Origin of the sequence: Acinetobacter sp. YH12219, from assembly GCF_013417875.1 — a bacterium.
GTDB classification, from domain to species: Bacteria; Pseudomonadota; Gammaproteobacteria; order Pseudomonadales; family Moraxellaceae; genus Acinetobacter; species Acinetobacter amyesii.
In genome coordinates this window covers 1-14,748 of the sequence record NZ_VPDC01000004.1, presented here as the reverse complement: position 1 = coordinate 14,748, position 14,748 = coordinate 1, and the positions used below count along the sequence as shown (strand labels likewise).

The following is a 14,748-nucleotide window of genomic DNA, read 5'->3' as shown; positions in this document are numbered from 1 at the left end:
CTGCATCACACGCTTGCACAAGCTCTATATTTGTTTGCTGAAATCCGTCAAAGCCAACGCGCTATAGTTTTCTTCAACGGATTTACATTCACCCGACATCATTTAAGATGCGCTCTGAGCATCACAATACGCTTTTAAACACGGAGAAAAAATAAGCTACCGCGATAAAACCCTTGTATGGTTTTCAGCATCACCAATAACCAAAGCGTACAGAGCAATACTGCAAAAAAAGTACCGAACTGTTGAATAGCGTGTAATTGCGTCTGTTCCGCCAAATGGATGACCGCCAAACTAAAAACGCCGAATGGAAACGTCATCGCCCACCACCCGAGATTAAAGGGTAAATCTCGCAAATGTTTTAGCGTGATGAGTATAGCGATTCCAAACCACCATACACCAAATCCAAGTAGAACAAGGGCTGCGAATACGCCGCCTTGAAGCAACACCTGTCCTAAATCAACCAAATTTACTACTGTCAAAATACGCGGGGCTTGCTCTCCCAAAAGTAACAGCGCTAAAGCCCCTGTCCCAATCGGTCCTAAGGCCAACCAACTGCTGATCGCCATATCCTTGCTTGGCAATTGATGTAAAGCTAGACGCAGCAACAAGATGCTTAAGATGGCAAATGCTGGAAATACTGAGATTCCCCAAAGCAGATAACTCCCCAGCAAAATATGGACAGCATGAGCCTGTGCAGGTAAATGCGCCAACAATAAACCGCCTGAACTGGCAGCCACCTCGCAAGCCACTATCGGCAATAACCATACTGCGGTCATGCCTTGCAGCGCATGTTGCTGACGACTAAACATCAGAAATGGAACACACCATGCAATCGCTATTGACATCAACACATCGACATACCATAAATATTCAGCCCATGTGATGATGCTCATGCCCAAAAACTCTGTGTATAGCGTGGTGCCAAATTTCAATGCGCCATTGATCAGGGTTGCCAGTGCCATGGGGATCGCCCCAAGAAATAAACTCATCACTGGATGCTGGAAAATCTGCTTGTGGGTACAATATCCATCGGCTGAGATACATCCCACTAAACAATATGAACAACACGATGCTGATCTGCCACAGCGCTGCTCCGAAGGACCACATCCACTGCGGCGCCACCGCTATAGATGGTAAAATGAGGGCCACCACACCTGTGCCCATCACCACCGTAAACTAGTTTGGGGTGAAATGACGAATCAAGTCTTGTTTATGCTGGAGTTGATAAAATGGCATTTTCATCGCATGATGCTCATCAAAATGGAATGTCTATAGTTTAAGCACACCATTAAATAAGAAAAATTGATTAATATTTATTTTTATAATTTATTTTATTGATATTGAATTCATCTCTGCATAAAAAAACTTGAGTAAAAACACAACAACAAGACGAACGCAGAAGATTATGGCAATATATAGCCCTCAAACATTTTCAACAATTGATTCGCCCATGAAGCTGCTCCGTCTGAATGCTTTAGCGCCCCACTTAGAACTCCCCAAAACTGCCGTGACCATTGGCAATTTTGATGGTGTACATTTGGGTCATCAAGCGATGGTCAGCCAGCTCAAAGACATAGCACAGCAACAAAACTTAAAAACAGCTGTGATGATTTTTGAGCCACAACCGCTTGAATTCTTTAAAGCTTATGATGCACCGCCTCGAATCAGTTCACTACGTGAAAAAGTCGAATATTTAACTGAACTGGGCGTCGACTATATTGTGGTGGCGAAATTTGACAATGCCTTTCGTAATCTCAGCGCCGAAGAATTTGCCGATATTTTAAAAAATAAACTCAATACACAAAGTTTAGTTTTGGGCGAAGATCATCACTTTGGCAAAAACCGCCAAGGCAATAGCGAATTTTTACGCCAATACGGCTTCCAAGTCACAGCCCTGCAAAATGTCGAAGTCGATGGTGAACGTGTCAGTTCAACACTGGTTCGTCAGACATTACAAGCAGGTGACCTTGCCCATGCCGCAAAACTTTTAGGTCGTCCTTATAGCATCACCGGTCGTGTGCAGTACGGCGATCAAATCGGTCGCACCATTAATTTTCCTACCATTAATGTGCGTTTAAACCGTCATAAACCTTGTTTAAATGGCATTTATGCAGTCGATGTCATTTGTGAAACCGAATCTTTAACAGATAAAGTAAAAAACGAAAATGCTGACAAATTAGGGGTTGCAGGTTATGCACCCTCTGCCCTGTTTGGTGCAGGGCATGTTGGTACGCGTCCCGCGATTAAACAGGAACATCCTGAATGGCGATTAGAAGTACATTTTCCTGATGTTTCTGCTAATCTGTATGGCCTGTTAATGCGGGTGACGTTCTTGAACTTTTTACATGGCGAAAAGGACTACCCTTCGCTTGAAGCACTGAAAGCCGGAATTGATGACGACGTCGAAAAGCTCCTTGAGTTTCGAGGTCAGCACCCTCATTTCCCCTTTTAAACCCCGATTATTTATTGTAAAACGCGTCAGTCAACGGGCTGATAAATTTGGAAGACAACTTGCATGAGCGATAAGCAAACTCCTGAAAATGCAGTGGATTATAAAGCCACGCTAAACCTCCCAGGTACTGAATTTGCGATGAAAGCAAATCTCGCAGTACGTGAAGCAAAATGGTTAGAAGAGTGGTATGCCGACAACATTTATCAGCAGATTCGTGCATCGCGTATTGGCAAGAAAAAATATGTGCTTCATGATGGCCCTCCATACGCAAATGGCCAAATTCACTTAGGCCATGCGGTAAACAAAGTCCTGAAAGACATCATCATTAAAAGCCGTGTAATGGACGGTTTTGACGCACCGTATGTACCAGGCTGGGACTGTCACGGTCTTCCAATCGAACTGAAAGTTGAAGAAAAAGTCGGTAAAGTCGGCGTGAAAGTAGATGCCTCAACTTTCCGTAAAGCCTGCCGTGAATATGCTTACACCCAAGTCGAATTACAAAAGAAAGACTTCGTGCGTATGGGCGTATTTGGTGATTGGGACAACCCATACCTCACCATGAACTTCAAACAAGAAGCCGACATCGTTCGTTCGCTCGGTGAAATTGCCAAAGCAGGCCATATTGAGCCGGGTCTTAAACCAGTCAACTGGTGTTTAGACTGTGGTTCTGCCTTAGCTGAAGCTGAAGTGGAATACGAAGACAAAAAATCAGATGCGATTGACGTTGGTTTTAGCGTTGTTGATTTAGCTGATTTATCTGCACGCCTAGGTGTTACAGTTAGCGATTCTACAGATATCGTGATCTGGACAACTACGCCTTGGACTATGCCTGCCAACCAAGCGGTTGCTCTACACGCTGAACTTGAATACCAATTGGTGAAAGCAACTGGCGAAGACAAAGCAGCGCAAAACTTCATCCTTGCAAAATCATTGGTTGAATCTGCAACTCAGCGTTATGGCTTTAATGCAGTTGAAGTGATTGCTGAGTTTGCTGGTGCAAAACTTGAAAACCTAGTACTACAACATCCGTTAATTGCTGAACGCCAAGTACCAGTAATCTTAGGTGAGCATGTAACTGATGGCAGTGGTACAGGTGCTGTACATACCGCGCCAGGCCATGGTGTGGACGACTATAAAGTTGGCCTACAATACAACCTGAAAGTCGACAATCCAGTCGGCGGCAACGGTGTATATTTACCGAGTGCGCCAATTTTTGCAGGCGAACACATCTACAAAGCCAATCCAAAAATCATTGCTGCTTTAACCGAAGCAGGCAAACTTTGGGCACATGTGGTGATCAAACATAGCTACCCACATTGCTGGCGCCATAAAACACCGATTATCTTCCGTGCAACACCGCAATGGTTTATCAGCATGGATGCAAAAGGTTTACGCCAAGGTGCATTGAACGCGATTGAAAATGACATCAGCTTCGTACCGGATTGGGGTAAAAACCGTATCCAATCGATGATTGAAGGTCGTCCAGACTGGTGTATCTCACGTCAACGTACATGGGGCGTGCCGATTCCATTCTTCGTGCATAAAGATACTAACGAACTTCACCCACGTACGCCTGAGCTGATCGAAGAAGTAGCGAAGCTGATTGAACAAGAAGGTATTGACGGTTGGTATAACCGTGATGCATCTGAGTTTATCGGTGCAGATGCAGAGCAGTACAATGCGGTTCGTGACACTCTAGACGTTTGGTTTGACTCTGGAACAACACACTTTGCAGTACTTCGTGAACGTGAAGAATTGCAAGACCCTGCTGACTTGTACCTTGAAGGTTCTGACCAACATCGTGGCTGGTTCCAATCTTCATTGTTAACATCTATGGCGATTAATAACCGCGCACCGTACAAAGGCTTATTGACTCACGGCTTCGTTGTGGACGAAAAAGGCCGCAAAATGTCGAAGTCGATCGGTAACGTGATCACTCCGCAAGACATCATTAAAGACATGGGTGCAGATGGCCTACGTTTCTGGATTGCGTCTGCAGACTACCGTTATGAAATGACTGCAGGTAAAGAAATCTTCAGCCGTGCATCAGATGGTTACCGCCGTATCCGTAATACGTTGCGTTTCTTGTTGGCTAACTTGAATGGCTTCAAACCATCGACTGATGCTTTGCCTGTCGATCAATTGATCGCACTGGATCAATACATCTTGCAACGTGCTGCGGAAGTACAAAAAACTATTCAACAAGCTTATGAAGATATGAACTTCCATATCGTGACTAGCGCATTGACCAACTTCTGTATTAATGACTTGGGTGGTTTTTACCTCGACATCATCAAAGACCGTCAGTACACCACCAAAGCAGACTCAGCAGCGCGTCATTCTGCACAAACGGCGTTGTATCACTTGGTTCAGGCCTTTGTCCGTTGGATGTCTCCTATCTTGAGCTTTACCGCACAAGAAGCTTGGCCGTTGATTCCAGAGCAATCTGAGAAATATGTATTTACTGCGGAGTGGTATGACATTCCTGTAGCCTCTACAGCGAATCTGGTGACTGAAGCTGAATGGCAAACCTTGATCACCGTCAAATCTGCAGTAAACAAGTTTATTGAAGCTGCACGTACTGCAAAAACTGTGGGTTCAAACTTGTCTGCCAAAGTTGAACTTTGGGCCAATGCTGAACTGAAAGCTGTTTTAGACAAATTCGGTGAAGAACTGCGTTTTGTCCTCATCACCTCTCAAGTGATTGTTAATGAATTTGACGCAGCACAAGGCGAAGCCTCTGACCTTGACGGTTTAAATGTCAAAGTCTCTGCTGCTGACGGTGAAAAATGTGCACGCTGCTGGCATGTACTGCCAGATGTGAATACACATCACGAACATCCAGGTCTTTGTTCTCGTTGTATTATTAACCTTCCTACAGGTCAAGGCGAAGAGAGAAAATATGCCTAATCCACAAGAAAAAAAGGGCTTCTTTCAATTCTACCCACACAATTTAGTGTGGGTGGGCTTATCCATTGTTGCCATTATTTTGGATCAATGGACCAAATGGATTGCAAGTACACATCTGAACTACGCAGATCCTGTACCTGTCATGCCCTTTTTAAATTGGACATTACTACATAACTATGGCGCTGCCTTTAGTTTCTTGTCCGATGCCGGTGGATGGCAACGTTATTTCTTTACTTCACTCGCAGGACTTGTGTCTGTCATTTTTGTATTTTGGCTCATGCGTATGCCAAAAAACGTGAAAGTCCTTCCGATTGCCATTGCCCTGATTTTAGGCGGCGCAATCGGTAACTTAATTGACCGCGTATCTTTAGGCTATGTGGTGGATTTCATTCACGTGTATTACAACAACAGCCACTTTCCTGCATTTAATATTGCAGACAGTGCCATTACTTTAGGCACGATTCTGCTTCTTATCGATACGTTTTTCTTAGAAAAACACCGAATTCAACGTGCGGAAGCGCAAAATGACTGATTTTATCAATCCTAACGAGGAAACTCGTATTGAAGAAGGTTCTAAAGTAGACCTTCACTTTTCTGTTGCTATTGAAAATGGCGTAGAAATTGACAATACCCGTAGCCGTGCTGAACCTGTCAGCCTTGTCATGGGTGATGGCAGCTTATTACCGGGTTTTGAGAAAGCTTTATTCGGTTTACGTGCAGGTGACCGCCGTACTGTGAGCCTTCCTCCTGAAGATGCTTTTGGTCCATGGAACCCGGAAAACGTACAAAAATTTGATACTGTCAAATTTGAGCAACGTCCTGTTGAAGGCCATATGATTGAGTTTGAAGATAAAGCCAAACAAAGTCTGTATGGGGTGATCAAAACTGTAGGTGAAGACATTACCGAAGTGGATTTCAACCACCCTCTAGCCGGTAAAAATATCACCTTTGAAGTTGAAATTTTCAAAGTGACCCCTGCCGGTCAACAAGGCGTAAAACTGATCTAAGTTTCAGCAAATGAAAAGCTCCTTCGGGAGCTTTTTTTATCACTATTTTTATAACTATCAATCGACTCGATACATTTTCTGTATATGCAACGGACCGAATTCATATTAATTTAATGCAAGACTTTAAAACAAGACGGGAAATATGATGAAACTGCATATTATTGTCGGCAGTGTCCGCGAAGGCCGTACGGCAATTAAAATTGCCAACTGGCTACTTTCAGAAATCGAAAGCTATGACTACAGTACCGTAGAAACTGAAATTGTCGATTTAAAAGAATGGGATCTGCCAATTTTTGCAGGCGCACATCCGCCATTAACAGGAATTTATGACCAACCCAAACAACAAGTATGGGCAGATAAAATCGCGCAAGGCGACGCATTTATTTTCATTAGCCCTGAATATAACCACGGTTATAGCCCTGCACTCAAAAATGCGTTGGATTACCTCGGTAAAGAATGGGGCGGAAAACCTGCAGCATACGTTAGCTATGGTGGCACCAATGGTTCACGTTCGATTGATCAAATTCGCCAAGTGGCAACCCAATTGGGCTTAATTGACAGTAATGCTGTGGTTGAAATTCGTGACATTTTCACGCGTAATCAAGCAGATAAATTCGAACCGAATGAATTTGATAGCAAAGCGGTTAAAGCGATTTTCAAAAAATTACTGCAATATGTGAGTGCTTAATTCTTGCCGTTCGCGTGATAAATGCCGCCTTTTGTAGGTTCAGGCTTACATTATTTTCGGCAGATGGCAGCTATACCCCATGCATCATCCACGATAAAGTTAAAACATACAGAGACAGGATGTCACTGAACATAAAACAACAATGATAAGACTAAGCAGGAAGCTTACGGTAGGACAGGAGTTATACCGCTAGAATGAATCTGAAAAAAGCCTCGACAGGATGTCGAGGCTTTTTTCATTTCAAATGCTACACAAGAATAGCTCTAACATGAGCCACAACCGAACTCAGGGCCATGGCTCAATGGGTCTCACCCAATTGGATACGATTACTTTTTAGAACTCTCCACAATTAAACGCGTCACCAGGTACAAACGCGGTACGATAGAATCTGTCAAAATATATTCAGCTTTATCTGAATGTAATCCATCACCTGACATGCCTAGTCCCTCAATGATCGCGGCTCTCGAACTAACCCCAGCAAAAGCGGCATCAGTACCACCACCCCAAGCGGTCGTTTCAACTTTCATCGGCAGCTTTAATTCGTTTGTGTAAATCTGCTGGGCTGTCGCGGCCAATTTTTTGGCTTGTGGACTGGCTTCTAAAGGTGGTCGACGGACTTCAAATTTGACCTCGACCTGACTTTCCGCCAATTTTTTGGTTTTGACTTTTTGCTTCAAGGTTTTTTCCAACTCAGCAAAATCTTGTGGTTTTAAGGAACGAGCATCTGCCTGCGCTGTCGCATGGTCAGGAATCACATTTCGGGTTTTTCCAGCCGTCGCAACAGTCCAATTCAACTTTAAACCCGTTTTCGGATTGGATAGATTTTCTAATTGTTGAATCTGAAAAGCCAGTTCTGTCAAGGCATTGACCCCTGCTTCAGGTTTTACCCCCGCATGCGAACCCCGCCCTTTAATATCTAAATAAGCCGCACCAATCCCACTAGTGGCTAACATCAAACTTCCCTCTAAACCACCGGTTTCAAAGGAGAGGACAACGTCCTGATTTTGAGCTGTATCCATAATCAATTGGCGCGAGCCGGGTGAACTGATTTCTTCATCTGAATTAATTAACACCGTAATGGTGCCGTAATCTTGGTACTTCAGCTGTTTCAGCATATCCAAGACATGAATCACTGCAGCAACACCTTGCTTGTCGTCCAAAATACCTAAACCATAGGCTTTATTACCATCTATACGAAACGGTTGACCTTGTAATTGGCCCTTTTGATACACCGTATCATTATGTGCCAACAACATAATGTTCGTTTTACCTTTGCCTTTCAGTACCGCCTTGACAATCGGCCCTGTCTGATCTGGCGCACCATCGAGTTTCATGATGTCTTTGGGCTGAATCACGTTCACCTCAGCCCCTGTGGCTTTTAATTGCTCTGCAACCACCTTGGCAATCTGATTCAATCCCTCAATATCTTTACTGCCAGATTCAATATTGACCAAGGTTTTCAAGGTTTCTAAATAACTTTGCTTTTGACTTTCCGCAATTTTCTTAATCTCTTGTGGAGATGCTGCCCAACTTGCTGAAGCACTAAGCGCAATGACGCAGCCTAATGCGAGCTGAAGTTTTGATGTCGTCCGTTGTTGTGTAAGTGTTCTTTGCATCGATCTTATTCCCTGTATATTTTTCATTATGAATTTTTAATGTCTGATAAATTAGTTCACCATTCAACCAATTAATCGCAAAAATATGTAACACCGCTGATGAAGATTTTAATCACATCAAAACCAGCTTCCTGCTGTTTTAAAAGCGGTTTAGATCAATATGGATACATAGATCTAACGATCGAGAGCCTTAATGCTGTGCAATACATTGACGCGACGGACAGAATGATAATTTAGGTGTTGTACGTTTTGGCTTACATTAGATGCGGATAATAGACACTATTCACGTTATTGGATTACTTTTATATTAAGGTCATACAGCGACAGGATGTCACTGAACATAAAACAACAATGATAAGACAATGAGCAGGAAGCTTAACGGTAGGACAGGAGTTATACCGCTAGAATGAATCCGAAAAAGCCCCGACAGGATGTCGGGGCTTTTTTCGTTTAGGCGATGTGAAAGCAACATTCCATGTATTTGCACAGACTAAACATCGACCTGAAAACCTAAATCGACATCACAGGCGGCTTGACCACCTCGTATCCCCCAATTTTCTAGAGGGCTTTCGCGTAATGTAATGATGATATGGTCGGCCGGAATGCCAAATTCCACCAAATTCTGCACCAGTAATTGATATAACTTACGCTTAGTTGCTACGGTTCGTCCCGCAAAACAATCAATGGTGATATGCGTAAAGCGCTCAGGCTGCGTCAAATGATCAAACACCTGAAACCGATGTGGCGCATGCACTTGCAAACGTATATTGCGGTCATATCGAGGCAACTGAAAACTCTGTTGTAAGGCGTCAAAAACGGCATTTATCAGCTGTTGTTCTTGTTCAATGCTGTATTGCATCCGTATATCGATTTGTGTTGCAGGCATGCGCGAAACTCATTGTTGTTATTTAAATCACTACACTAGCAGGATTTAGCGGCGTTCTGCTGTAGGCATTTACCTACAGCACTTGCAGTATTTACGCCTGTAGCCTCAACAGCAAAGCGCCTATAGTAGGAACATACAAAGACAGGATGTCTTGCAATAAAAATAAATAATGCACATGCAGCAGGAACGCTGATCGGTATGACAGGAGTCATATCTTTAGAATGAATCTAAAAAGCCCTCGATAGGATGTCGAGGGTTTTTTTCATGTCGTCATTCATTCAGCGATTGCACTCTATTCGTCGAAAAATCGCAATTTATCAACAATACTTACATCGCAACAGTAAAACTGTACTTATAATCGGCAGAGAATTTAGACAGAATAACGGCTGCGAGTTCAGCAACTCGAACTGTCAGCGCTTAGGGATTAGGCGACAACAATAAAAATTGAATTAAAAAATTAGAGAATGACCTATGCAATTGCAACAGCAACAACTGAATAGTTTTACCCGCATTTTTCATGCCGCTCCAGAACACAATAGCCCGCAAGATCTTGCACAATATATTGGCGCGCATCGACAAGAGCTTTTACAACAAATCCATGAAAATGGCATCTTGCTGTTCCGTGGTTTTAACATCGAGCAACCCGAGCAATTTAACCAACTGATTGAACAATATTTTCAGTTTACGCCATGGAATGCATTTAACCCCAATATGCCCAGCTGGGTTGCATCTTGGATGCGAAAATACAGCGAGAAATTGCTCGGCGCTGGCGACTACCGTCGTTATATAGACCGCAACACAGTGCAATTGGGTCCAGTCGAAAACTCGGTACAAGGCCCGCATGTAGAAGGCGGCGTGCGCTCAGAACGCTCGCGTTATATCGCCTTATTTTGTCAGGAACCTTCGACGTATTTAGCAGAAACAGGATTTAATAACTTAGAGCAAATTTGGGAGAATTTTCCGAAACATCTACAGGAAAAATATCTCGGCGCATGGAACCATTTTTCTTATGTCTCGGCGCGCGAGGTGGGACTGTTTGACCGGTTATTGCTGAAAAAGAGCCCGTTTAGTTTAGAGATTCGACAAGATAAAAAAGCCAAACTGACCTTACAGCGTTCGCCACTGGTGATTCATCACCCCGATACAAAAAAGCATGTCATTCAGCCGTGGGCTTTTGCCAATAATACCAATCCATTTGCCCATCAGGCCGCGAAAAATTGCTTTGAAAATCGAGGGGAGATTGAAATCGATTCGACGGCGGACGGCATGCAACTAACTTGGGAAATTTACACACCAGAAGGTCAACAAATTGAATGGAGCGATACGGAAAAGCAGCAATTTTTTGATGCGATGTATAAAGATGCGCTGCTTTTACAATGGCATAAAGGCGATGTTGCGATTGTCGATAATATTAAAATTGCGCATTGGCGGATGAATGGAGAGCAAGGAAATCGTAAACTGATTCAAATTCAAGCCAATGCATTTAATGCCGATGAACACTATGCGGCTTAGCTAACAGATTTAAAATTCGTGCAGGCCTGTATGTGAGAAGCCCCGTAGGGGCTTTTTTTTATTTTTTGAATTTTTTGTTTATTTTTTAGTCGCTATTTTGGCTCAATTTTGAATAACCATGCTTTTTCACCGTCTTCAATCCCCCAAATGGCACCATCTTTGGCTTCAATCAAGCCACGGATCCGCTGTTTCATGTCGATGCGCTGGATTTCTGTTGCCGGTTGATGTGTTGTATCCACAATCAGGATTGCTTGAGACGACAAACCACCAATCAGCGCTTTATTTTTCCACAAGGGGAACTTTTGCCCTTGGTAAAACATCAAACTCGACGGTGAAATCACCGGTGTCCAGCTAATGGCAGGCGCTTCAAATTCAGGTCGCGTATGATGATCAGGAATCGGCTGATCATCATAATGATCGCCATTCGACACATGCGGATAGCCATAGTTTTTCCCACGCTGCACAAGATTTAACTCATCGCCGCCTTTCGGTCCCATTTCGGCCACCCAAAGCTGCTGTTTTGCATCAAATGCCATGCCTAAAGGGTTACGGTGCCCGAAGCTCCACACTTGCTTGGCAACTTCGCCTTGGGTCTGAAATGGATTATCTACAGCAGGTGTTCCATCACTATTTAAGCGCAGTACTTTACCCAAATTTGACTGCAGATCTTGTGCAGGATCAAACTTCTGACGTTCGCCCGAACTCACCCATAATTTTCCATCTGTACCAAACTGCATTCGGTGTGAATAATGGCCTTGACCTTCTACTTTTGGAATTTGCCTCCAAATGATTTTTCGCTGTTTTAAACTTGGCACAGCTTCATTGAGGTTTAATGTGGCTTTTTCGATGACAGCGCCATAACCGCCCTGTCCTGCTTCTGTATAGCTCAGATATATATGATGATTTTTTTCAAATTGTGGATCAAGTGCAATATCACCTAATCCACCTTGTCCGCCATAGGCAACTTTGGGAAGGTTTTTCACCTGTATTTTCTGCTGATTTTGCGGGTTAAAGATGATCAGTTGACCTTTTCTTTCAGTTAGCAATAAGCGTCCATCTGGGAGTTGTTGAAACGCCCAAGGTTCATTAAATTGAGCGATTTTTTGTATTTTAAAGCGTTGTTCTTGCTGGATTTGTGCCGATTTTTGAGCTTGGCTTGGTGTTTGATCTTGTGCTGTAGTTGTGGTGTTTTCCGCATGGCATGCGGCTGTCATCAAGATACCGACGATGAGGCTAGGCGTTCGAAAATATTGTATACATTGTTTCATTTATTGTTCCCTTCCCTTTTATAATCATTTGATTCTAATCAATTAATCAGATGATTTTTCTTTGGAAAGGTAACAGAATAATTTTGTACGTTTTGGCTTACATGGCATGCAGAAAATTGCTGCTATTCAATTTATTCAAACAGGCCTAATCTACAGTTATCAGGAAACAGGAAGTTTCCGAAACATAAAACAATAACAATAAGTTTCTGCATCAGGACGTGAGATATGACATGGAGTTGTATCTAAAATACGAAATACGAAGAAAACCCCAACAGGATGTTGGGGTTTTCTTTTTCTAGCTGATTTTTAAAAGTTCGCTCTAATCTAGAACTTTCGCATAACATCTCTGTCAAAACTTCTTACAGTTTCCTGCGAAATTATTACATACCCAAATCCGTCAGCTTGTTAGCGTGGTAGACAATCCTCATTGCAAGGAGTCAATCATGACTTTAAAAGCTTTAGTGATAACGTCAAATGTCGGTGTTGAACATGATGAGCTGATTCAACCATTAAATTATTTAAATGAAAAGGGAATTGAAGCCATTCATGCCGCTATTAAACATGCGGTTGTCCAAACAGTAAAAGCCGACAAAAAGGTCGAAGCTGAAGTTCAACCCAATGCCCAATTGAGCAACGTAAATGCTGAAGACTATGATGTGTTAGTAATTCCAGGCGGAACTGTCAATGCAGATCATCTACGGATCGATGAAGATGCACTGCGACTTATTCAAAACTTTGCTAACCATCAAAAACCTATTGCTGCAATTTGTCATGGTCCTTGGGCGCTCATTAATGCTGAACGAATTCGTGATAAAACTCTGACGTCTTATAAAAGTATTCGTTTGGATTTGGAAAATGCGGGTGCACATTGGGTTGATGAGCAGGTGCACCGCTGTAATACGGGTGGTTGGGTGCTTATTACTTCTCGTTGTCCAGATGACTTGCCTGCGTTTAATCAAGAGATTCAGCAGGAGCTTGAGCAACAGCAACAGCAACAGCAACAGCAACAGCAACAATAATACTAAAATGAAAATACCCGCATATTGCATGCGGGTATTTTATAATGTTGATTCATAAAATATATGGCTTACAAATTTTTTAAATAAGCTACCACATCATCATTGCCTGCCATTTCTGCAAGCTCTAATGCTGTGTATTGGGTCTTATGCTGTACATTTGCACCTTTCTCTACCAACAGCTTCACTACGTCTAAATAGCCGTTTTCCGATGCTGCCTGCAATGCGCTATAGCCTTCTTCATCGGCAGTGTTTACGTCTGTGCCATTCGCCAAAGATTTTTCGACTTCTGCAAGTTCACCTAAAGATGCCCAGTACACTAGCTCAGGCAGATGCAGTTCTTCATCGTCTTCAGGGATTGGGGAGATAGAATTAAATTGCATGATCATAATACCTATTTGTAATTTCTATAAATATCGCTTGTCAATTAATGACCATGGCAGAATTGGTCATATAAATCAGTTTATTTAACGAATTTTATCAAATCTATTTAAAGCGTAATTCACAGTTTCCTTTGAATTTAATAAATATTTTCCATTTTTATCGCGTTCAATACGAATGGATAATTTAGCCGCTTGTGTAATAGTTCCAGATTCCAGTAATCGACTGATATCACTATTTGGAAGAATAATATAATTATTTACATAAGATGGACCATTACATGATCGTAATACAAAAATATAGAAAGTAGATGATGCATCCTTTGAATCATAAGATCTCTGATTTATCGTGAATCTATACTGATTATTTGATTCAGATATATTGGCTGTTTTAACCTGTATATGAAAGTATTTATTATCTTTTGCTGCGACAAGATCAATACCATCATCAACAGCCATATATGATGTATTAAATCCAAAAAATAATAATTCAGCCATCACTGCAAATTCACCAGCCTTGCCCGTATACAGTGCATTAACTGTAGGTGGCGGTGGAACAATATCAGGTACAACTTTTTTGATTTTTAATCTGTAAATTCCCCGTCTTGGAGCACCTTTAGAATTTTTTGGTTTTGTGAACTCTGATTTTGTTTTATATTTGTCAATATCCTTTGAAAGTATCGAAGAGATTTTCTTAGATAAAACATCTAAATGCTGCTGAGTATGAGGATATTTCGCTACGATTGCTTCTGCTATTTGATCAACATGCATTTCTTTTCGCGATTCCTTCATTACTTCTTTAATTTGCTCAATAAACTCCATCTCTCCCCCCATAAAATAGTCATAGTTAAGTTTTTATATCTTTTTTAAAAACTTATAAATATAGAATAGATCTCTTTCATAAATCAAAAAACGATCTTCTTTTTGGTTAATATTTGCACTCCGGATTTCTTAGCATTCGTGCATAATCTGCGGATGAAATACATCGATTCAAACAAGCTTTCTGATCCTCA

At 42.1% G+C, this 14,748-nt stretch carries 12 protein-coding genes and 1 pseudogene; 7 read left to right on the top strand and 6 right to left on the bottom strand.

Features of this window, described 5'->3' with window-relative positions:
* Window positions 1-102 precede the first annotated feature (102 nt).
* Window positions 103-1,242: pseudogene (locus tag FTV04_RS03455) on the bottom strand (TDT family transporter).
* 208 nt (window positions 1,243-1,450) lie between these two features.
* Here FTV04_RS03455 and ribF point away from each other — a divergent pair.
* The 5 genes from ribF (at window position 1,451) to FTV04_RS03430 (ending at window position 7,057) form a co-directional block, all read left to right on the top strand.
* The gene (gene ribF, locus FTV04_RS03450) at window positions 1,451-2,452 is read left to right on the top strand and encodes a riboflavin biosynthesis protein RibF (protein ID WP_168379800.1); all 1,002 of its coding nucleotides are present in this window, start codon (window positions 1,451-1,453) and stop codon (window positions 2,450-2,452) included.
* Window positions 2,453-2,515: 63 nt separating this feature from the next.
* Entirely contained in the window at window positions 2,516-5,362 is a 2,847-nt protein-coding gene (gene ileS, locus FTV04_RS03445; RefSeq protein ID WP_180063065.1) for an isoleucine--tRNA ligase, read from the top strand.
* Window positions 5,355-5,894: a signal peptidase II gene (gene lspA, locus FTV04_RS03440; protein WP_078190655.1), complete on the top strand. Its 540-nt coding sequence runs from the start codon at window positions 5,355-5,357 to the stop codon at window positions 5,892-5,894. Before ileS ends, lspA begins: the two co-directional genes overlap by 8 nt.
* Window positions 5,887-6,369 carry a peptidylprolyl isomerase gene (locus FTV04_RS03435; RefSeq protein WP_078190656.1) on the top strand — a complete coding sequence of 161 codons (483 nt, stop codon included), beginning with the start codon at window positions 5,887-5,889 and terminating at the stop codon, window positions 6,367-6,369. Before lspA ends, FTV04_RS03435 begins: the two co-directional genes overlap by 8 nt.
* A 145-nt stretch (window positions 6,370-6,514) precedes the next feature.
* Window positions 6,515-7,057: an NADPH-dependent FMN reductase gene (locus tag FTV04_RS03430; protein WP_180051195.1), complete on the top strand. Its 543-nt coding sequence runs from the start codon at window positions 6,515-6,517 to the stop codon at window positions 7,055-7,057.
* Between the two features lie 326 nt (window positions 7,058-7,383).
* Here FTV04_RS03430 and FTV04_RS03425 read toward each other — a convergent pair whose 3' ends face one another.
* On the bottom strand, window positions 7,384-8,673 hold the full coding sequence (locus tag FTV04_RS03425) for a glutamate carboxypeptidase (RefSeq protein WP_180088644.1): 1,290 nt from the start codon (window positions 8,671-8,673) through the stop codon (window positions 7,384-7,386).
* Window positions 8,674-9,163: 490 nt separating this feature from the next.
* Window positions 9,164-9,559, bottom strand: coding sequence for a tautomerase family protein (locus FTV04_RS03420; protein WP_180060265.1), 396 nt, complete (start codon window positions 9,557-9,559; stop codon window positions 9,164-9,166).
* Between the two features lie 471 nt (window positions 9,560-10,030).
* Between FTV04_RS03420 and FTV04_RS03415 the strand changes: the two genes are divergently transcribed.
* Window positions 10,031-11,071 (top strand): TauD/TfdA family dioxygenase, encoded by a 1,041-nt coding sequence (locus tag FTV04_RS03415; protein ID WP_180088642.1) that lies wholly within the window; start codon window positions 10,031-10,033, stop codon window positions 11,069-11,071.
* Between the two features lie 92 nt (window positions 11,072-11,163).
* On the opposite strand, the gene FTV04_RS03410 is transcribed toward FTV04_RS03415, so the two are convergent.
* Window positions 11,164-12,339: a PQQ-dependent sugar dehydrogenase gene (locus FTV04_RS03410; RefSeq protein ID WP_373688113.1), complete on the bottom strand. Its 1,176-nt coding sequence runs from the start codon at window positions 12,337-12,339 to the stop codon at window positions 11,164-11,166.
* Between the two features lie 443 nt (window positions 12,340-12,782).
* On the opposite strand from FTV04_RS03410, the gene FTV04_RS03405 reads away from it, so the two are divergent.
* Window positions 12,783-13,358: a type 1 glutamine amidotransferase domain-containing protein gene (locus FTV04_RS03405; RefSeq protein WP_180088640.1), complete on the top strand. Its 576-nt coding sequence runs from the start codon at window positions 12,783-12,785 to the stop codon at window positions 13,356-13,358.
* Between the two features lie 68 nt (window positions 13,359-13,426).
* Here FTV04_RS03405 and FTV04_RS03400 read toward each other — a convergent pair whose 3' ends face one another.
* Window positions 13,427-13,738, bottom strand: coding sequence for an ankyrin repeat domain-containing protein (locus FTV04_RS03400; protein ID WP_180088638.1), 312 nt, complete (start codon window positions 13,736-13,738; stop codon window positions 13,427-13,429).
* Window positions 13,739-13,822: 84 nt separating this feature from the next.
* Complete coding sequence (locus FTV04_RS03395) at window positions 13,823-14,557, bottom strand: group I intron-associated PD-(D/E)XK endonuclease (RefSeq protein ID WP_180024683.1); 735 nt, start codon at window positions 14,555-14,557, stop codon at window positions 13,823-13,825.
* Window positions 14,558-14,748 lie beyond the last annotated feature (191 nt).